This is a genomic window from Shimia sp. R10_1 (assembly GCF_017744095.1).
GTDB lineage: Bacteria > Pseudomonadota > Alphaproteobacteria > Rhodobacterales > Rhodobacteraceae > Shimia.
Map to the genome: position 1 here is coordinate 187147 of NZ_JAGHQX010000003.1, position 18477 is coordinate 205623.

Sequence of the window (18477 nt, forward strand, 5' to 3'; positions counted from 1 at the left end):
GTATACGCGTCCAAACCCTTTTTGCCAAGGGCCAATGGATGCATAGCAGCCCCTTTTGAAACGCCGCGTCACGAAAGTTGTCTGCTTGGGGCCACGGCTTGCAAGACCGTGGCACTGGGCGCAAGCTGACCGCAGAGCTTTGGAGGACACCCCAGATGACCGAACAGATGCAACGCATGGTGCTGGCCAGCCGCCCGACTGGCGCGCCACAAGATGAAAATTTTCGTTTAGAAACAGTGGATTTGCCCGAGATTGACGACGGTGAAGTGCTGGTGCGCAGCCACTATATGTCGCTTGATCCCTACATGCGTGGGCGGATGGATGACGCAAAATCCTATGCTGCGCCTGTGCCGATTGGGGGCACCATGGAAGGTGGTGCGGTGGGCGAAGTCATCGCGTCAAACCACCCTAACTTCAGTGTGGGTGATTTTGCCTTTGGCATGTTTGGCTGGGCAAGTCATGGCAAGGCAAAAGGTGAGGATATACAAAAGCTTAACCCAGATCTTGCACCGATCACCACTGCGCTTGGCGTGATGGGCATGCCCGGGTTCACAGGCTGGTTTGGCCTGATGGAACATGGACGCCCAAAAGCGGGTGAAACACTGGTTGTTGCGGCGGCCACGGGACCGGTGGGATCTATGGTGGGCCAAATCGCCAAACTGCATGGGCTGCGGGTGGTCGGCATCGCGGGTGGTGCGGAAAAATGTCAAACAGCAACAGAGACTTACGGCTTTGATGCCTGCGTCGATCACCGTGCCTATGACACCGCCAGTGATCTACGAAAGGCCCTCAAAGCGCATTGCCCGGATGGCATTGACATCTATTTTGAAAATGTGGGCGGCAAGGTTCTGGACGCGGTTCTGCCCATGATGAACCAGTTTGGGCGCATTCCTGTGTGCGGCATGATCGCCTGGTACAATGCAGGTGGCCTTGGGGCTGATGCCGCGATGGAAGCGCTTACCGGGCCTCGCATCTGGCGCACAATCCTGGTTAACTATTTGTCTGTGAATGGTTTTATCATCTCAAACCACTTTGACAAATACGGTGAGTTCCTCCGCGAGGTTGGCCCACAATTGGCGGCGGGCAAGATTGCCTATCAGGAAGACATTGCCGAAGGTCTGGAAAATGCCCCAGCCGCCTTCCGCGCGATGCTGACCGGCGGCAACAAGGGAAAACAGATCGTGAAGCTGATCTGAAACTTACCAGCGCACAGTGTGGCTGTTGCGCAAGGCGGCATTTGGTTAACGCTGAAAGCCGCCTGTTTTTAGCATCGGTATTGCGTCGGTATCCCAACGGTATTGCGGAGGTGCAATTTCACCCCCTCGCGCATCTTAAGGCTGCGCGCGTTGCACACCTTGCCCTAGGCAACCAGCATGCGTCCTTCTTGCACGCGCAACACTGGCCGGGCTTCGGGACCATAAGACTGGAGCCCCTTATCGCGCAATTCAGGGAAGATGGTGAAAATCTCTTCTTGTACGGCCTGCTCCATCGAGTTCAGCCCCTCTGCGCCGGGCATGAAGCTCTCGCTGGGTACGCCACCGCCATATACAATTTCATGGCAATCAAACATCAGGTGCACATAGGTGACATCGTCACCCTCAATTTGGCGGATGCTGCTGCCGTTCACCAGGCTGATCGCTGGCACCAGAGCCTCTGCTTCGCCAAAGTGCATTTCCACGCGCCAGCCTCTCAGCATCATCCGGTGATGCGGGGACACCAACAATGGGGCCTCATTGCCCAGCGCACCCGGTGCAAACCGAACGGGTGCTAGATTGCCCTTGGCCTGCACAGTGCGTTGACCGATCCAGCGCACAGGTTGAAACCCGTGATCCAGTGTCAGAACCATATCCCCTGCAACGAGGCTCTCCACCGCGCGCTCACCATGTTGGGTGATGATATTTGTACCTGCGGCGAAACAGGTCACAAAATCCCATCTCTGTCGATCTGCGGCAAGGCCTAGCGCATTGTTGGCCAACAGGCTGTCGAGCGAAACCGATTGGATTGGTCCGGTTTCCAACAACGCCTGATCGGCATTGTCGTTGATCTCCGGGGCGAGGTAGGTGTTGCCATTCACATCCTGAAAGAGCACGGCGGAAAACGTGCCTGTGGTGCCATTCGCAAAAGTGACCGTGGCGTTATAAACCGCAGCCGCGTCGAATTTTTGAGACGTTCCCCCATCAACACGAAAGCGATCGCCCTGCATGTTGTCCATTTCATAGACAGAGCCCACGCCACCGGTTGGAGAGATCTCGACAAAATCATCCACCAGAGGATTTCCCGGACCACCAAAATTCAGCCCAACGAGTTCGGAGGCGTTTTCTGCAACGCTGTTTCCCTCAGTCGGGTCAATCTCTGCAAACTGGCCAAGCGAAATGGCATTGAATGTTCTCGGCATTTCTAACAACAGAGACCCAAGCCGAGACCAATGGAGCGACAAGAGAAGCCGTCATCCTCTGATCTTTTGGATCCCATCCCAAAGTTAAGTGACACGTGATCGTTTCCCTTGCATGACCACAAGGGATTCTGAAAGCAGAAACTAAACGTGAATTCTCAAGATATATTTAAGTTTCTTGAAGCCTGCGGGCCTCTTTGCCCGCCATCTGGATCAGATCCTGCATATAAGGCTTGGCCAGATCTTCATCTCGCGTTGCCGCGAACAACTGGCGCGTTAGGCCATGTTCTGTCAGCGGGCGCGTGACATAATCTGAGGAATATTTTACCTCCCGCACCACCCAATCCGGCAGCACCGACACGCCGCGATTGGAGGCCACAAGTAGCAGGATCACGGCGGTGAGTTCTGCCTGGCGAACGGCGGCGGGCTCGACCTTGGCAGGGATGAGCAGCTGGGAGAACACATCAAGTCGCGTGCGCTCCACAGGATAAGTGATCAGAGTCTCGCCACGAAAGTCCGTCGCCTCAACGAAAGGTTTCTGCGCCAATGGATGCTGCGACGACGCCACAAAAACCGGCGCATAATCAAAGAGATGACTGAAAGACACGCCGGGCAGGTTTTCGGGATCTGAGCTCACCACCAGATCCACCTCTTCTTTCTGCAAAGCGGGCATTGCATCAAAGGCAAGCCCCGGACGGATGTCCACATCCACGTCAGGCCAGTTCTTGCGGAACTGTTCCAGCACCGGGAACAGCCACTCAAAACAGGCGTGGCATTCGATGGCGATATGCAAGCGGCCTGAGCTGCCATCGCGCAAGCCGTTGAACTCAGCCTCAAGCTTTTCGACTTCTGGCAAGACCTGATTGGCAAGACGCAACAGGCGCAGGCCCGCAGCGGAAAGTTTCATCGGTTTGGAACGGCGCACAAACAACTCGACCCCGGCCTGTTCTTCGAGTCCTTTGATCTGATGGGACAATGCCGATTGCGTGATGTTGAGCTGATCTGCCGCACGGGCCAAGCCACCACATTCATGGATGGCACGCACAGTGCGCAGGTGGCGGAACTCGATGTGCATCTTCATGTTGGGCTCATGACTTTCTTGAGAATTATGAATTTGCTTAATGATGGCACGCATGAGACATGAGGACAACCACAAGATACAGGACGCTCGTTATGACCACGCCTCAAGTTTCATTTGAATTCTTTCCGCCGCAGTCGTTGGAAGCCTCCTTTCGGCTTTGGGACACAGTGCAAACACTGGCACCGCTGGATCCGCGGTTTGTGTCAGTCACCTATGGCGCCGGTGGCACCACGCGGGATCTGACGCGGGAGGCGGTGGCGACATTGCACAAATCCTCTGGTCTGAATGTGGCGGCGCATCTGACCTGTGTGGATACCTCAAAGGCAGAGACCCTGCGCATTGCCGAAGAGTTCGCCACCGCCGGTGTGCGCGAGATTGTGGCACTACGGGGCGATCCCGCCAAAGGCAGCGCAGGCTTTGCGCCTCATCCGGAAGGGTTTGCTTCCTCCATTGAGCTGATTGAAGCGCTGGCGGCGACTGGCAAGTTCACCATCCGTGTGGGCGCCTATCCTGAGAGCCACCCGGAGGCCGCCGATATGGCCGCCAATGTGGAATGGCTTAAGCGCAAGATTGATGCGGGGGCCAATGAGGCGATCACCCAGTTCTTTTTCGAAAGCGAGACATTTCTGCGGTTCCGCGATGCCTGTGTGAAGGCCGGTATTGACGCGCCGATCCTGCCCGGTGTGCTGCCCATTGAAAACTGGAAAGGCGTGCAGAAATTTGCCGCGCGTTGTGGCACATCGGTGCCTGCATGGCTGGCCAATGCGTTTGAGAAGGCGGTGCGCGATGACCGCGAGGATTTGCTGGCGACGGCGGTGTGTACCGAGATGTGTTCTGAGCTGATGGACGAAGGTGTGGAGGCGCTGCATTTTTACACGCTGAACCGGCCGGAGCTGACCCGGGATGTGTGTCATGCGCTGGGGGTCGTGCCCGACGTGAAGCTGCAAAACGTTGCGTAACAGGCGGCTTGGCCTCTTGCGCGAGCATTGGGCTTGAGGCTCTCTCCATGAAGGACAGAGGAGAGCCCCATGCCCAAACACCACTATGCCCAATCCATGGACGAGCTGGCGGATTTTGACACCATCCTGTCGATGAGCGGCTTGGAGTTCATGCAGGCGATCATAGATGGCACACTGCCCGGTGCGCCGATTGGCGCAACCATGGGCTTTCTTCCGACACATGCGGAACACGGCAGTGTGACCTTTGAAGGTACGCCGGAGTTTGGCGTGCTGAACCCGATCCGCACGGTGCATGGCGGCTGGTATGGCACGGTGCTGGACAGCTGCATGGCCTGTGCGGTGCAGAGCACGCTGGCGATGGGGCAGATCTACACAACGCTCGAATATAAGATCAACATTCTGCGCTCGATACCGGTTGGCATGAAGGTGCGTGCGGTGGGCAAGGTGCAGCATGCCGGGCGCTCCACCGGGATTGCCAATGGCGAGATCCGCGGCATTGAAGATGGCAAACTGTATGCCACCGGCTCCACCACCTGTATCGTGATGGCGGGACCGAAGCGCTAACCTCGGCGTCGCCAAGGAGGGCGCTGCCCTCGTCCCAAGCAAGTTGGGACTTCACCCGGGATATTTTGAGAATGAGACGCGCGGCTTGCAGCGCCCTGCCCTCTGGCGCATTTTGCGCGGGGAAACACTAGGGCCACAAAGGAGCAAAAGATGCGGGCAGTGATACAGCGGGTGAGCGAGGCGCAGGTACGTGTGGATGGCGAAGTCATCGGGGCCTGTGGCGCAGGCGTGATGGTGCTGGTCTGTGCGATGGACGGCGACACCGAGGCGCAGGTGGTCAAGCTCGCAGGCAAAGTGGCGAAATGCCGGATTTTTCAGGATGAGGCCGGCAAGATGAACAAATCGGTGGTGGATATTGGCGGCAGCGCGTTGGTGGTGAGCCAGTTCACCCTGTCGGCCGACACCCGCAGCGGCAACCGGCCTGGGTTTTCCACAGCCGCCGTGCCTGAGGAGGGCAAGCGGCTGTATGAACTCTTTGCCAAGGAACTTGCGGCCTATGTGCCGGTTGAGACCGGACAGTTTGGCGCGGATATGAAGGTCTCGCTGATCAATGACGGGCCGGTGACCATTCCGATGGAGATTTAGAGCCGCGCGTCAGCTCTTTTTCACAAATTTCGTGAGGATCACGATGCGCTGGCTTTCGACGCGGCCTTCGATGTGCTCGGCGTTGTCAGGCACCAGTGAAATATTGCGCACGGCGGTGCCGCGTTTGGCGGTGAAGCCTGCGCCTTTGACTGGCAAGTCTTTGATCAGCACCACCGTGTCTCCGGCGGCCAGGACTGTGCCGTTGCTGTCGCGGTGGGTGACCGTGTCCTCTGCGGCAAGACCGGCCTCTGCCCAAGCCTGAACCTCTGGGGCGAGATAGGCTATGTCTAGCAGGTCGCGCGCCCATGGGGCCTCTGTCAGGCCATTGAGCAGACGCCATGCGGTGACCTGCACCGCAGGGGTCTCGCTCCAGATTGCATCATGCAGGCATTGCCAGTGGGGCGCGTCTTTGGGGCCTTTGGCGACACCCTCTGCGCAGGTCGCGCACAGGGAGACGGTGGTGTCTTCAGGCGCCACCGCAATCGGCGCAAGCGTTTCGGAGGCTCCGCAGAGCACACAGGTTTCTGACATTTGGGGCCTCCTGACGTGATGGTGCGCGCAAGCCGCGCGCCATGCTTACTCTGTCATAGACAGCGTGGCGTCAATCGCCTTCTTCCAGCCTTTGTAACGGCTGTCGCGCCAATCCTGATCTTTGGCCGGGGTGAACTCGCGCTCTTTCTCCCAAGTGGCGGCAAAGCCTGCCATATCGGGGTAAACGCCGACCTGCATGCCCGCGAGCCAGGCCACGCCTTTGGCGGTGCTTTCGGCCACCACGGGACGGTCGACCGGCGCACCCAGCACGTCAGAGAGGAACTGCATGGTCCAGTCAGAGGCGGTCATGCCGCCATCGACGCGCAGCACCGTGTCGCCTGAGAAGTCAAAATCCGCCTGCATCGCTTCGAGCAGGTCGCGGGTTTGAAAACCAACACTTTCCAACGCCGCGCGGGAAAATTCCGCCGGACCGGAGCCACGGGTGAGACCAAAGACCGCGCCGCGGGCCTGTGGGCTCCAATATGGCGCGCCAAGGCCGGTGAAGGCGGGCACCATGATGAGCTCCTGCCCCGGATCAGCCGCCTCAGCCAGACCGGAGGTGGCGGCGGCATCCTCGATGATGCCAAGGCCGTCGCGCAGCCATTGCACCACCGCACCAGCAATGAAGATCGCGCCTTCCAGCGCGTAGGTGGGCTTGCCATCAAGCTGATAGGCGACGGTGGTGAGCAGGCGGTTTTGCGAGGTTACCGGTGTGTCGCCGGTGTTCAGCAGGGCAAAGCAGCCGGTGCCATAGGTCGATTTGAGCATGCCCGGTTCAAAACAGGCTTGTCCGATGGTGGCGGCCTGTTGATCACCTGCCACGCCACGGATCGGGATGGGCGCGCCAAAGATCTCGGCATCGGTTTCCCCAAAATCAGCGGCGCAGTCTTTGACCTCTGGCAGCATGGACATGGGGATGCCGAGGATCTCGCAAATCTCCGCGCTCCATACCCCCTGGTGGATGTCATAGATCAGGGTGCGGGCGGCGTTGGTGGCGTCTGTCGCATGGACCTTGCCGCCGGTGAGCTTCCAGATCAGGTAGCTGTCCACCGTGCCAAAGAGCAGATCGCCCGCCTCTGCAGCCGCGCGCGCGCCTTCGACCGTGTCCAAGATCCATTTGATCTTGGTGCCGGAGAAATAGGGATCGAGCAGCAGGCCAGTGGAGCGCTGCACCAGATCGGCGTGGCCTGAGGCTTTCAGTTCGTCACAAATGGCGGCCGTGCGGCGGTCCTGCCAGACGATGGCGTTATAGACCGCCTCGCCCGTGTGTTTGTTCCAAACGAGCGTGGTTTCGCGCTGGTTGGTGATGCCGATGGCGGCCACATCTGCGGCGCTGATGCCTGCGGACGTGAGCGCCTCTTTGCAGGTGCTGATGGTAGTGTTCCAGATATCCGAAGGATCATGCTCCACCCAGCCAGATTGTGGGAAATGCTGGGTGAATTCGACCTGCGCGCTGGCACCGGGGCGGATGTCGCCGTCAAAGACGATCGCGCGGCTGGATGTGGTGCCCTGATCAATGGCGAGAATGTGTGTCATGACGGCCTCCCTGACGGTTGTTGGCGCGCACATTAGGACGCCAATTGTGTTACCGCAATCAGGAAGATAGGGCGCGGCCCCTCAATCTACTATTTTTTTCGTAGATGGCGCCGCGCCGCATGTTTTGCCCGGCCTCAGAGATGGCCACGCGCGCGCATGAACCGCGCGAGACGCTCCAGACCTTCGGCGATGTCAGCGGTGCTGCGCGCATAGGAAAAGCGCAGGGTCTGATGGCCGCGCACTGGATCAAAATCAAGACCCGGGGTCACCGCGACGCCTACGTCCTCTAGAATTTCCTGTGCAAAGGCGCGGCTGTCATTGGTGAAGTCACTGACATCAACATAGACGTAGAAGGCCCCATCCGGTGGGGCAAATTTGGCAAACCCCGCTTTGGGCAGACCGTCGATCATCATGGTGCGATTGGCGCGGTAGACGGCCATATTGGCTTCCAGCTCATCATGGCAATCCATCGCCGCCAGCGCCGCGACCTGGCTTGCGTGCGGGGCACAGATGAACATGTTTTGCGCCAGCCGCTCGACCTTGCGCACATGATCGTCAGGCACCACCATCCAGCCGACACGCCAGCCGGTCATGCTGAAGTACTTGGAGAAGGAATTGATGACATAACAGTCATCGGTAAGTTCCAGCGCTGTGACGGCTTTGGCCTCATATTCGATGCCGTGGTAGATTTCATCGCTGATGAAGGCCGCGTCTTTTTCGCGACAGAGATCAATGAGCGCGCCCATGGCACTGGTATTCAGCATAGTGCCGGTGGGATTGGCAGGCGAGGCCACCATCAGCCCCTCAAAATTCATGGCGCGCAGATCATCGGGCACCGGTTGCAGGCGGTTTTGCGGTGCGGTCTGGATATCGAGCGGCTCAAGACTCAGCGCTTTGAGGATCTGGCGATAGCTGGGGTAACCCGGCGCGCCGATGGCGACACGTTCGCCCGCATCAAACAGCGCAGAAAAGGCGAGCAAAAAGGCTCCAGAAGAGCCCGGCGTGACAATCACGCGACCGGGATCAAGATCCACATTGTACCAATCGCCATACAGCTGTGCGATGCGCGCCCGCAGCTCTGGGATGCCGAGCGCCACCGTGTAGCCAAGCGCCCCCTGATCCATCTGTTTGGCCAAAGCATCTCGCGCAGCTGCGGGGGCGGCGGTGCCGGGTTGGCCCACCTCCATATGAATGATGTGGCGGCCTGCCTCTTCGGCCTGGCGCGCCGCCTCCATCACATCCATCACAATGAAGGGATCCACTGCCCCACGTCTTGAGTTCCGCATCAATTTGTTCCCTATTGTCGCTCATGAGGTTTCACCGCGAAATGACGGCGTCGTCAATCACCGCTTTGCGTTCCCATGCCGTCGCCCTCGTGACGCTGCTGACGCTTATTATCACAACCCCGCTGGCGCAGGCTGCATCGCTGATCCGGGACCCGGACATAGAGCACGCCCTGCGCAAGATGGCGGCGCCCATTCTGAGTGCTGCGGGCCTTGGAAATAACGTGCAAATCCTCTTGGTGAACGACAAAAGCCTCAATGCCTTTGTGGTTGATCCACAACATATTTTTATTCACACGGGCATGATAATGCAAATGGACACGCCTGAGATGTTACAGGCGGTGATTGCCCATGAGGCGGCCCATATTGCCAATGGGCATCTGACCCGTCGGCAGGCCAATCTTGATTCGGCGCGCTCTACCGCTGGCCTTGGTCTGGCGCTGGCGCTGGCCGCTGCCGCCGCCTCTGGGCGCGGAGATGTGGCAGCGGGTGTGGCACTGGGCACGCAAAGCGCAGCCCTTCGGCAATTTCTCGCCCATACACGGGCCGAAGAAGCCTCTGCCGACCAGTCCGCTGTGCGTTACATGGCCTCCGCTGGCATCGATCCTGCCGGCGCTGTGGATGTGCACAAAATCTTTGAGGGGCAGGATCTGTTGAATGTGTCCCGTCAGGACCCTTATATGCGCTCCCACCCGCTGTCGCGGGACCGCGTGCGCGCCATGGAGCGCTTTGTGGCGGCTTATACCGGCAAAAGCCGTCCGCAGCCGGAAATGGAGTATTGGTATGACCGCGCGCGTTCAAAGCTGACGGCGTTTTTGCGCCCGACCAAATGGACATTGCAGCGCGCGGGCGACAGCCGCTCTGAGGATGTGCGGCAGATGCGCCTTGCGGTGGCCTATCACCGCCAGCAGAACACGTCGCAAGCGATTGCCCATATCAACAAGGCGATTGCCGCGCGCCCCAACGATGCGTTTTATTATGAGCTCAAGGGGCAGATCCTCTTGGAGAGCCGCCAGTTTCAAAATGCCGTGAACGCTTATCGCAAAGCCGCGCAGCTTGCGCCGCGCAACCCGCTGATCCTTGGCGGGCTGGGCCGGGCGCTTTTGACCGTCAATCGCCCCAAAGAAGCTCTGAAACACCTGGAAAACGCCCGTTCCCGTGATTTTCGCAATGGCAAGCTGTTGCGGGATCTGGGCTCTGCCTATGCGCAGAATGGTCAGCCCGGACTGGCCTCTCTGGCGACGGCGGAACGCTATGCCCTTGCCAACCGGCTCAAAGATGCCGACATACATGCCCAACGCGCCCTGACCCGCCTGCCCCGCGGCTCAAGTGCGGCACGCCGCGCGCAAGACATCGTGTCTGCCGCCAAGCGTGCCAATAAGAAAAAGTGATGGAGAGTTCCCGCATGAAACGCCTATTCGCCCCCACCGCCCTTGCCCTTGGCCTGAGCGCAACCTCTGCAATGGCATTTGACATCGACAGCATGTCAGACGCGGAGCGCGGTGCGTTCCGTGATGAAATCCGCAACTACCTGCTGGAGAACCCAGAGGTGATCATGGAAGCGGTCGCGATCCTGCAGGAGCGTGAGGCGCAAAACAAAGAGCAAGATGATCTGGCGCTGGTTGCGGCAAACACGGAGCGGCTGTTTGAGGATGGCTACAGTTGGGTGGGCGGCAACCCAGAGGGTGACATAACGCTGGTTGAATTCATCGACTACCGCTGCGGCTATTGCCGCAAAGCCCATGACGAGGTTGCCGAACTGATCAAGAGTGACGGCAACATCCGCTTTATCGTGAAAGAGTACCCGATCCTTGGTGAAGCCTCTGAACTGAGCTCTCGTTTTGCCATCGCGGTCAAACAAAAGCTGGGGGATGAGTCCTACAAACAGGCCCATGACGCGTTGATCAAAATGCGCGGGGATGTGACCGAACGCTCCCTCAAACGTTTGTCGAAAGGGCTTGGGTTTGATGCCGCGCCGTTGCTTGAGCACATGAACAGCGATGAGGTGACGCAAGAGATCGTCACAACCCGCCTGCTGGCGCGGGACATGCAGATCACCGGCACACCCTCCTTTGTGCTGCAAGATGAAATGCTGCGCGGCTATCTGCCGCTGGATGCGATGCGGGCGATTGTGGAAGGCAAGCGCGGCTGATTCACACACGAACAGCCCCTTCCTCTCGGAAAATCGCGCGGTCTCGCCGGCGTCGCCTCTCATGAAATAATCCGAACGGCGAACCGCTGAGCTCGTTCAAAGCGCAAACTGTTCTAAACTCCAAAGCAGCGCCTCGGCGCTGCTTTTTATTGTTGAGACCGGCATAGAAAAAAGCGCCGCCGAATGGGCAGCGCTCTGGTCGGTTTGCGACATGTATCTGGTCAGAGCTTAGACAAGTCGAGAAAGACCGAGATCACTCTGCCTCGGCCACCTCTGGCACGGCGTCTGTGGCTGCTTCGGCCAACGCAACAATGCGTGCAAGCTCTGGATCGCCATTCAGATCGGCGACTGAAAAGTCTTCTTTGAGCGTGTCCATAGCGAGAGGCAGGTCGCGGGCAACACTGGTGCCCTCGCCTGCCGGTCCGTAGAACTCACCGTTGAGTTTGAAGTAAACCGAACCACTCATGCCCGCGCGCAGGATCGGCGCCTCTTCGGTAGCGGGGAGCACGTATTCTTCCCCGGCGTTCAGGATTTTTTCAAACAGTATAGAGCCATCTGCGCTGCGCACACGCACCCAAGCCGGGCGCACGGCCATCACGACGATTTCTGGCGGCGCATCCTCAACAACGATCGGAATCGGGCGCTCTTCTTCAGGGACAACCGCGGCAATCACCGCAGGGATCTCTGGCGTGAAGACGCCAACGTTGTCTGGGTTGAGTTGGGAAATCGGCGCATCACGCGCGACCAGCACAGGGACATCGAGTGCCTGCGGACGATAGAGACGGTCCAGCACTTCTGCTGGGGCAAACACGCCTGCGCCCACCTCGGCCGTCTGAAGGGCGTCAGACGCCTCCGATGTTGGTGCGTTGGGTACGACACTGTCCAGAGGGTCCAAATCACTCAGCACAACAGGCGTTTGCTCCACAGGGGCAAGCGCGACGCGCTGAATTTCATTGAGCACCGACCAGCCCCCATAGCCAAGCCCGGCAATCAGAGCCAACAGGACCAAAGAAGAGCCAATGGCGCGCGGCTCAATCCGCGACAGCAGTGATTCCTGAATAGGGGTAAACGGTGCATTGGCAGAAGAGAATGGATCGCTTGAGGCGGAGGGCAGAACCTTTTCCACCTTGCGGGCGCCTGACGCTTCGGCGGACATGCCATGCGCCGTGCTAAAGCCACTTTCGGCACAGAAGGTATCAAACGCCTGCTCGGGATCCAAGCCGAGGTAGCGCGCATAAGAGCGCACGTATCCGGCAATGAATCCAGGGGTTTCGAAAGCCGAGGGGTCACAATTTTCGATGGCTGCCACATAGCTGGCGCGAATGCGGAGTTCCCTTTGAACATCCAGCAGCGACTTGCCCATTGTGGCCCGCTCGCCGCGCATCATATCACCGAGACTTACAGCAAAGTCATCGTAGCCCATTGGGCCTTCTAATACCTCTTCGGTATCGCGCTTGGATTTGCGCCCGATCATCCCTCATGCCTCGTTTAACAACGTCAGCTCGTTCTTCCCCTGATTCGAGCTGATCCCCTTATTAAGGATCACTATACCATATATGGTAGCATTGAGAACGTTATCTATCGGTTAACCCGCGAGTTCGGCGCGATTCAGCGCACAGTGGCTCCAAAGTGCGTCCAGAGCATGGACAAGCGCGTCGATCTCTTTGGGGCCATGGACCGGCGACGGTGTGAAACGCAGACGCTCTGTGCCACGTGGCACGGTTGGGAAATTGATCGGCTGCACATAGATCCCGTAGTCTTCGAGCAGGTGATCAGACAGCACCTTGGTGTGTACCGGATTGCCAACAATCACGGGCACGATGTGGGTGCCATGATCAATGATCGGCAAGCCCAGCCCTTTCAGGCGCAGTTTGAGAATCTTGGCCTGTGTCTGGTGACGCTCCCGCAGAGCCTGATCGGTTTTCAGATGCGCAACAGAAGCAGCGGCACCTGCGGCGACCGCCGGCGGCAGGGAGGTTGTGAAGATGAAACCCGGCGCATAAGACCTTATCGCATCGCACATTTTTTCGGATGCCGCGATATAGCCGCCCATCACACCATAGGCTTTGGCCAAGGTGCCATTGATGATGTCGATGCGATGCGCGAGGTTGTCACGCTCTGTCACACCGCCGCCGCGCGGGCCATACATGCCGACTGCGTGCACCTCATCAATGTAGGTCAGCGCGCCAAATTCATCTGCCAGATCGCAGATCTCTTCGATCGGTCCAAAATCACCATCCATAGAGTAGACAGATTCAAAGGCGATCAACTTAGGCGCTGCGGGGTCATCCGCTTCTAGCAGACTGCGCAGATGCGCCACATCATTGTGCTTGAAGATGCGTTTGGCCCCGCCATTGCGGCGCACGCCCTCGATCATGGAGGCGTGGTTGAGCTCGTCAGAGTAGATGATCAGACCCGGAAACAACTTTGGCAAAGTGCTTAAAGTTGCATCATTTGCGATGTAGGCGCTGGTGAACAGCAGCGCAGCGTCCTTGCCATGCAGATCCGCAAGCTCTGCCTCAAGGCGTTTGTGGTACACTGTGGTGCCGGAAATGTTGCGCGTGCCGCCGGAACCGGCACCAGTGGCATCCACCGCCTCGTGCATTGCTGCAAGCACGACAGGATGCTGGCCCATGCCGAGATAGTCATTGCCACACCAGACGGTGATCGGGCGCTGTGTGCCATCTGGGCGGGTCCAGGTTGCGTGTGGAAAATGTCCTTGCTGACGTTCGATATCAATGAACGTGCGATAGCGGCCTTCATCATGCAGTCGATTCAGAGCGTCATCTAGCTTTGCAGTGTAATCCACAGTGGCTTTCCTTCTCCCCGGCCATGTCTCCACCTGCTGGGGTCATGACTGAATATTAGAGCTGTTCTAAACCTCAACAGCCGCTTGGGCAATGGGTAGCAGACTGACAAAGTGTAGCACCTTGATGTCGATCAAAGCGTAAACGGGGGCCATTGGACAGCTGAGATTGCAGTGATACGGTTTGCGCATCTCACCGCTTTGCGGTGCAACGAAAAGGAATTCCTATGTCTCTTGATCCTGTTCTCGCCCGCATCGACGCGCAGATGCCTGCGGCGATTGACCGTTTGTTTGATCTGCTGCGCATCAAATCCATCTCGACCGATCCTGCCTTTAATGCGGATGTGGACGCGGCAGCGGATTGGCTGGTCAAAGATCTGCAAGGCCTTGGCATCAAAGCAGAAAAACGCCCAACCACGGGGCACCCCATGGTTGTTGGTCATGTCGATGGCCCCAGCGAAGACAGCCCACACATTCTATTTTATGGTCACTACGACGTGCAGCCGGTGGACCCGCTGGAGCTGTGGGATCGCGACCCGTTTGATCCCGCGCTGGAAGACACCGATGCTGGCCAAGTCATTCGCGCCCGCGGGGCCTCTGATGACAAGGGCCAGCTGATGACATTTGTAGAGGCATGCCGCGCCTGGATTGCCGAGCATGGCGCCCTGCCCTGCAAGATCACTTTTCTGTTTGAAGGCGAAGAAGAATCAGGGTCGCCGAGCCTTGTGCCCTTTCTGCAAGAGAATGCCGAGGAGCTTAGCTGTGACATTGCTTTGATCTGTGACACCGGGCTGTTTGAAAGCGCGGTGCCCGCGATCACCACGATGCTGCGCGGGCTGCTGGGCGAAGATTTCACCATCACGGGGCCGTCGCGCGATCTGCATTCGGGCATGTATGGCGGCATTGCGATGAACCCGATCCGGGTGCTGAACAAAATCCTCGCAGGGCTGCATGATGACACCGGCGCTGTGACCCTGGAAGGGTTTTATGATGACGTGCCCGAGTTGCCCGATGACATTCGCGCCCAATGGCAGGGATTGAATTTTGATCATGCCACCTATTTGGGCGATGTGGGACTGAAAGCGCCAGCAGGGGAACAGGACCGCACACCGCTGGAACAGATCTGGTCGCGCCCGACCTGTGATGTGAACGGCATCTGGGGCGGCTATACGGGTGATGGTTTCAAAACCGTGCTGCCCTCGCAAGCCTCTGCCAAGGTCTCTTTCCGACTGGTTGGGCAGCAGGATCCAGACAAGATCCGCGCGGCGTTCCGCAGCTATCTGGAACGCAACCTGCCGGAGGGTTTCACCGTGGAGTACCGCACCGAAAAGGGCTCTGGTGCGTCGCAAATGTCGATCGAAGACCCCGCCTTCGAAAAGGCGCGTGCGGCGCTGAGCGACGAATGGCCCCGCCCGGCCGCCTATGTGGGCTGTGGCGGCTCGATCCCGATTGCGGGCTATTTCAAAGAGATTCTGGATATGGATTCGATGCTGATCGGCTTTGGCCGCGACGATGACCAGATCCACTCCCCCAACGAGAAATATGATGTGGAGAGCTTTCACAAAGGTACGCGTTCCTGGGCACGAATCCTCGAGGCTCTGACCCGCTAAGGCTATCGAATCATGATGAGAATCAGAAACGCGCCTTCGGGCGCGTTTTTTCTGTGACAAAGCAGAGGCGGTACAAAAAGGCGCAGATAATGCGCGCTTTGAAAAGACCAAATCGACCAACTTTTGAGGGGAGGAAGAAGTGGCGCGGTTGACGGGGCTCGAACCCGCGACCCCCGGCGTGACAGGCCGGTACTCTAACCAACTGAGCTACAACCGCGCATATATCTTCGCCTTTCGGCATGACCCTTTGCCCGAAGGCGCCCAAGGTCTGGACTAGCAGCGGTGGCGCGGTTGACGGGGCTCGAACCCGCGACCCCCGGCGTGACAGGCCGGTACTCTAACCAACTGAGCTACAACCGCTCGCTGCTCGCTGTTTGGCGTGTGCCCCTCAGCGTGTGGTGGGGTTTATGCCGAGCGCTCAGGCGCGTCAAGCGGATATCCGCACGAAAATCGAAGAAATTTCACAAGCCCCTGCCAAGCCGTTATTTTTAGGCTAAGCACAGCGCTGAGTAAGCTTTGCCTGCACACGTTTTTGTGATTAGGTGGACTCACTCAATCAAAATTCTTTTGAAGGAAAATCAGAATGAAACCGATTTACGCTGCCCTTTGCATCGCTGGTCTGACTCTCGCCGCTTGTGGTCAACAAGAAGAGCCGGCACCGATCAATGTACAGCCAACCTTTGACAAAGCGGGCGACGCAAGCTGCCCAGGCGGCTACGAGCTGCAAAGCACCGAGACCGGCGCCCTGCTCTGCGCCCCAATCGTTGCTGGCTAAGCCAGACGCCTTTGCGTATGAGACCATTGAAGCGGCCCCATGGGCCGCTTTTTTTGTGCCGTTGATTTGTCGGAACACGCCTGCTCGGGCACTTCTAGCCATAGGTCAAATAGATCACCCAGGTGATGCCCTCAAAATGGGCTGCAACAATGCTTGTACTGAAAGCACAAGTGGACCCGCCAAAGCCGACCCCAAATTTCCACGATCAGAATCGCTGCGCCCACTTGGGATGGGCGTCATCGATGATCAGCGGATGGGCATGGCTGCGATGGCCCTGCAGGTGTGGATGATCCAGCGGCAGATTCTCATGCGTGTGTTCGACCGTCTCAGGCTCATCTGAGGGCCAGGCCCGCAGCGCGGCAATGATCCCCAGCGCAGCAACCAGCGCCAGAACAACAAAGGCTGCAACCGCGCCGAATGCCGTCATGAGCCAGCCCGACAATGGATACGCGACCAGCCAACAGGCATGTGACAGCGCGAACTGCGCCGCAAACACCGCAGGGCGGTCCTCGGGATGTGATGACCGGGTCAGAAGCCTGCCTGAGGGTGTGAGCACCGCAGAATACCCCAAACCGATCAACAGCCACGTGCCAAACAACAGCGGCCAAGACAATCCGCGCACCACGACCACCAAAGCGATGGCCAAAAGGGCACCAACCATGATCAGGCCGCCCGCCAACATTACGGAGCGATCCGACACGCGATCCAAAAGACGCGGCAGAGTGAAGGCGACAATCATGCTGCCCAAGCCAAAGCCAAAGACGGTCCACGCCAGCGCGCTCTCAGACATGCCCAAATCGCCGCGCACAAGCGCAACAGAATTCACCAGAACCATCGCGCCTGCGCTTGAGGCTGCGAGGCTGAGCCCCAACAGACCACGCAAACGCGGCGTGGCAAGATAAATGCGAATGCCCCGCGTCGTACGATCATACACACCGCGCGCTTCTACGGCCTTGGGACTTGGCAACGCGACAGAGACAAGCAACAGAGCAGAGGCACCAAACCCAACCACCGTGCCAAGGAACAGCGCGTCATAGCTCAGAACCACGAGCAAAAGCGCCGCAAGCGTAGGGCTGATGATGTTTTCAAGATCATAGGCCAGCCGCGACAGCGACAAAGCCCGGGTGTAACGCGCCTCGTCAGGCAACACATCTGGAATGGTGGCCTGAAATGTCGGGGTAAAGGCGGCGGATGCGGACTGCAAAAGGAATATCAGCACATAGAGCTGCCAGACCTCTGTCACGAAAGGCAGACACAGCGCGGCACTCCCCCGCACCACATCCAGCGTCACAAGCAGAGCCCGGCGATTCACACGATCCGCAAACGCTCCGGCAATCGGGCCAATGCCGACATAGGCCACCATCTTGATGGTGAACACTGTGCCCAGCACCAACGCGGCACTTTCACCTGCGAGATCAAAGGCCAACAAGCCCATTGCGACGGTCGCAAGCCCAGTGCCCAACAGCGCAACAAGCTGTGCCAAGAACAGGTGGCGATAGGTTTTATCCGTCAGCACTTCAAACATATTGGCCTCACAGGTAGCGAGCGATGGCTTTGAGTTCCGCACGATCGCCGGTGTTTTCAGTGTCTATGCAATGATCCATATGATCGTGGATCAGAGTTTGCTTTGCATTTCGGATCGCACTCTCCACGGCCTGCAATTGTTGCGCAACATCGACGCAAGGGCGGCCTTCTTCAATCATGGAAATCACAGATCGCAAATGCCCCTCAGCGCGTTTCAGCCGAGTGGCGATCTTAGGATGACTTGCGTGGACATGTGGTTTTGACATAAAGCATCCTTAACCTCCCCCGGAGGATAGAGCAAGACAACATACTGCCTCAAAAGATGACGCAACCCACGACCGCTAAAATACGAGCACTGCCTTTCAAACGCCTCACAAGCACTTTGCTTTTGGCGGTGGTATGTATTGCGATCGCGGTTTGGGCCGCGAGCCCCAGTTCAGCTCACCTCCCCAAGATCATGGATGCCTTGCAACATCACGCTGAAATGATGGAGAGCCACGGTCACTCACATGACTTTCAGGACGATGCGATGTGGGCCCTACATGGCCACAGCCACGATGCCGCAGATCATGATCACACACAGGCGCTCATACTTCCCCAGCGTGCTGAAAACTGGACGCTAAAAGCTGAAGCGGCGCGATACAGAGCGCAGCGAATCCTTTGGTCAACGCCATTCTAT

Annotated in this window: 17 protein-coding genes and 2 tRNA genes; 8 read left to right on the forward strand and 11 right to left on the reverse strand. The window is 58.3% G+C overall.

Features of this window, described 5'->3' with window-relative positions; all coding sequences use genetic code 11:
* The first annotated feature begins 155 nt into the window (after positions 1 to 155).
* Positions 156 to 1196, forward strand: a complete 1041-nt coding sequence (locus J7413_RS07800; protein ID WP_209097511.1) for an NADP-dependent oxidoreductase — start codon at positions 156 to 158, stop codon at positions 1194 to 1196.
* 164 nt (positions 1197 to 1360) lie between these two features.
* Here the strand turns inward: J7413_RS07800 and J7413_RS07805 are convergent, their stop codons facing one another.
* Complete coding sequence (locus J7413_RS07805; RefSeq protein ID WP_209097512.1) at positions 1361 to 2395, reverse strand: Hint domain-containing protein; 1035 nt, start codon at positions 2393 to 2395, stop codon at positions 1361 to 1363.
* 166 nt (positions 2396 to 2561) lie between these two features.
* Positions 2562 to 3467, reverse strand: a complete 906-nt coding sequence (locus J7413_RS07810) for a LysR family transcriptional regulator (protein ID WP_209097723.1) — start codon at positions 3465 to 3467, stop codon at positions 2562 to 2564.
* Between the two features lie 98 nt (positions 3468 to 3565).
* Between J7413_RS07810 and metF the strand changes: the two genes are divergently transcribed.
* The 3 genes from metF (at position 3566) to dtd (ending at position 5581) form a co-directional block, all read left to right on the forward strand.
* Complete coding sequence (metF, locus tag J7413_RS07815) at positions 3566 to 4432, forward strand: methylenetetrahydrofolate reductase [NAD(P)H] (RefSeq protein WP_209097513.1); 867 nt, start codon at positions 3566 to 3568, stop codon at positions 4430 to 4432.
* A gap of 69 nt (positions 4433 to 4501) precedes the next feature.
* Positions 4502 to 4996 (forward strand): PaaI family thioesterase, encoded by a 495-nt coding sequence (locus J7413_RS07820; protein WP_209097514.1) that lies wholly within the window; start codon positions 4502 to 4504, stop codon positions 4994 to 4996.
* Positions 4997 to 5146: 150 nt separating this feature from the next.
* Complete coding sequence (gene dtd / locus J7413_RS07825; RefSeq protein WP_209097515.1) at positions 5147 to 5581, forward strand: D-aminoacyl-tRNA deacylase; 435 nt, start codon at positions 5147 to 5149, stop codon at positions 5579 to 5581.
* 9 nt (positions 5582 to 5590) lie between these two features.
* Here the strand turns inward: dtd and J7413_RS07830 are convergent, their stop codons facing one another.
* From J7413_RS07830 to J7413_RS07840, 3 genes are all read right to left on the reverse strand, one after another.
* Entirely contained in the window at positions 5591 to 6112 is a 522-nt protein-coding gene (locus J7413_RS07830) for an alkylphosphonate utilization protein (RefSeq protein ID WP_209097516.1), read from the reverse strand.
* Positions 6113 to 6157: 45 nt separating this feature from the next.
* Positions 6158 to 7648 (reverse strand): glycerol kinase GlpK, encoded by a 1491-nt coding sequence (glpK, locus tag J7413_RS07835; RefSeq protein WP_209097517.1) that lies wholly within the window; start codon positions 7646 to 7648, stop codon positions 6158 to 6160.
* 134 nt (positions 7649 to 7782) lie between these two features.
* Entirely contained in the window at positions 7783 to 8934 is a 1152-nt protein-coding gene (locus J7413_RS07840) for an aminotransferase class I/II-fold pyridoxal phosphate-dependent enzyme (RefSeq protein WP_209097518.1), read from the reverse strand.
* A 41-nt stretch (positions 8935 to 8975) separates the two neighbouring features.
* Between J7413_RS07840 and J7413_RS07845 the strand changes: the two genes are divergently transcribed.
* Positions 8976 to 10322, forward strand: a complete 1347-nt coding sequence (locus tag J7413_RS07845; protein WP_209097519.1) for a M48 family metalloprotease — start codon at positions 8976 to 8978, stop codon at positions 10320 to 10322.
* 14 nt (positions 10323 to 10336) lie between these two features.
* Complete coding sequence (locus J7413_RS07850) at positions 10337 to 11083, forward strand: DsbA family protein (protein WP_209097520.1); 747 nt, start codon at positions 10337 to 10339, stop codon at positions 11081 to 11083.
* 253 nt (positions 11084 to 11336) lie between these two features.
* Here J7413_RS07850 and J7413_RS07855 read toward each other — a convergent pair whose 3' ends face one another.
* Both J7413_RS07855 and hemA read right to left on the reverse strand, forming a co-directional pair.
* The gene (locus tag J7413_RS07855) at positions 11337 to 12557 is read right to left on the reverse strand and encodes a helix-turn-helix domain-containing protein (protein ID WP_209097521.1); all 1221 of its coding nucleotides are present in this window, start codon (positions 12555 to 12557) and stop codon (positions 11337 to 11339) included.
* A gap of 111 nt (positions 12558 to 12668) precedes the next feature.
* The gene (gene hemA, locus J7413_RS07860) at positions 12669 to 13892 is read right to left on the reverse strand and encodes a 5-aminolevulinate synthase (protein ID WP_209097522.1); all 1224 of its coding nucleotides are present in this window, start codon (positions 13890 to 13892) and stop codon (positions 12669 to 12671) included.
* Between the two features lie 224 nt (positions 13893 to 14116).
* On the opposite strand from hemA, the gene J7413_RS07865 reads away from it, so the two are divergent.
* Entirely contained in the window at positions 14117 to 15499 is a 1383-nt protein-coding gene (locus J7413_RS07865; protein WP_209097523.1) for a M20/M25/M40 family metallo-hydrolase, read from the forward strand.
* A 140-nt stretch (positions 15500 to 15639) separates the two neighbouring features.
* Here J7413_RS07865 and J7413_RS07870 read toward each other — a convergent pair.
* Both J7413_RS07870 and J7413_RS07875 read right to left on the reverse strand, forming a co-directional pair.
* A tRNA-Asp gene (locus tag J7413_RS07870) sits at positions 15640 to 15716 on the reverse strand.
* A gap of 66 nt (positions 15717 to 15782) precedes the next feature.
* A tRNA-Asp gene (locus tag J7413_RS07875) sits at positions 15783 to 15859 on the reverse strand.
* A 223-nt stretch (positions 15860 to 16082) separates the two neighbouring features.
* On the opposite strand from J7413_RS07875, the gene J7413_RS07880 reads away from it, so the two are divergent.
* Positions 16083 to 16274: a hypothetical protein gene (locus tag J7413_RS07880; protein WP_209097524.1), complete on the forward strand. Its 192-nt coding sequence runs from the start codon at positions 16083 to 16085 to the stop codon at positions 16272 to 16274.
* A 205-nt stretch (positions 16275 to 16479) separates the two neighbouring features.
* On the opposite strand, the gene J7413_RS07885 is transcribed toward J7413_RS07880, so the two are convergent.
* Together J7413_RS07885 and J7413_RS07890 are read right to left on the reverse strand one after the other, a co-directional pair.
* Positions 16480 to 17799 (reverse strand): MFS transporter, encoded by a 1320-nt coding sequence (locus tag J7413_RS07885; protein ID WP_209097525.1) that lies wholly within the window; start codon positions 17797 to 17799, stop codon positions 16480 to 16482.
* A gap of 7 nt (positions 17800 to 17806) precedes the next feature.
* Positions 17807 to 18064 (reverse strand): metal-sensing transcriptional repressor, encoded by a 258-nt coding sequence (locus J7413_RS07890; protein ID WP_209097526.1) that lies wholly within the window; start codon positions 18062 to 18064, stop codon positions 17807 to 17809.
* Between the last annotated feature and the right edge of the window lie 413 nt (positions 18065 to 18477).

Excerpts from the sequence above, each read along its gene's own strand:
- J7413_RS07800 (WP_209097511.1), top strand. The coding sequence starts at position 156 with ATGACCGAACAGATGCAACGCATGGTGCTGGCCAGCCGCCCGACTGGC.
- J7413_RS07805 (WP_209097512.1), bottom strand. The coding sequence starts at position 2,395 with ATGCCGAGAACATTCAATGCCATTTCGCTTGGCCAGTTTGCAGAGATT.
- J7413_RS07810 (WP_209097723.1), bottom strand. The coding sequence starts at position 3,467 with ATGCACATCGAGTTCCGCCACCTGCGCACTGTGCGTGCCATCCATGAA.
- metF (WP_209097513.1), top strand. The coding sequence starts at position 3,566 with ATGACCACGCCTCAAGTTTCATTTGAATTCTTTCCGCCGCAGTCGTTG.
- J7413_RS07820 (WP_209097514.1), top strand. The coding sequence starts at position 4,502 with ATGCCCAAACACCACTATGCCCAATCCATGGACGAGCTGGCGGATTTT.
- dtd (WP_209097515.1), top strand. The coding sequence starts at position 5,147 with ATGCGGGCAGTGATACAGCGGGTGAGCGAGGCGCAGGTACGTGTGGAT.
- J7413_RS07830 (WP_209097516.1), bottom strand. The coding sequence starts at position 6,112 with ATGTCAGAAACCTGTGTGCTCTGCGGAGCCTCCGAAACGCTTGCGCCG.
- glpK (WP_209097517.1), bottom strand. The coding sequence starts at position 7,648 with ATGACACACATTCTCGCCATTGATCAGGGCACCACATCCAGCCGCGCG.
- J7413_RS07840 (WP_209097518.1), bottom strand. The coding sequence starts at position 8,934 with ATGCGGAACTCAAGACGTGGGGCAGTGGATCCCTTCATTGTGATGGAT.
- J7413_RS07845 (WP_209097519.1), top strand. The coding sequence starts at position 8,976 with ATGACGGCGTCGTCAATCACCGCTTTGCGTTCCCATGCCGTCGCCCTC.
- J7413_RS07850 (WP_209097520.1), top strand. The coding sequence starts at position 10,337 with ATGAAACGCCTATTCGCCCCCACCGCCCTTGCCCTTGGCCTGAGCGCA.
- J7413_RS07855 (WP_209097521.1), bottom strand. The coding sequence starts at position 12,557 with ATGATCGGGCGCAAATCCAAGCGCGATACCGAAGAGGTATTAGAAGGC.
- J7413_RS07865 (WP_209097523.1), top strand. The coding sequence starts at position 14,117 with ATGTCTCTTGATCCTGTTCTCGCCCGCATCGACGCGCAGATGCCTGCG.
- J7413_RS07880 (WP_209097524.1), top strand. The coding sequence starts at position 16,083 with ATGAAACCGATTTACGCTGCCCTTTGCATCGCTGGTCTGACTCTCGCC.
- J7413_RS07885 (WP_209097525.1), bottom strand. The coding sequence starts at position 17,799 with ATGTTTGAAGTGCTGACGGATAAAACCTATCGCCACCTGTTCTTGGCA.
- J7413_RS07890 (WP_209097526.1), bottom strand. The coding sequence starts at position 18,064 with ATGTCAAAACCACATGTCCACGCAAGTCATCCTAAGATCGCCACTCGG.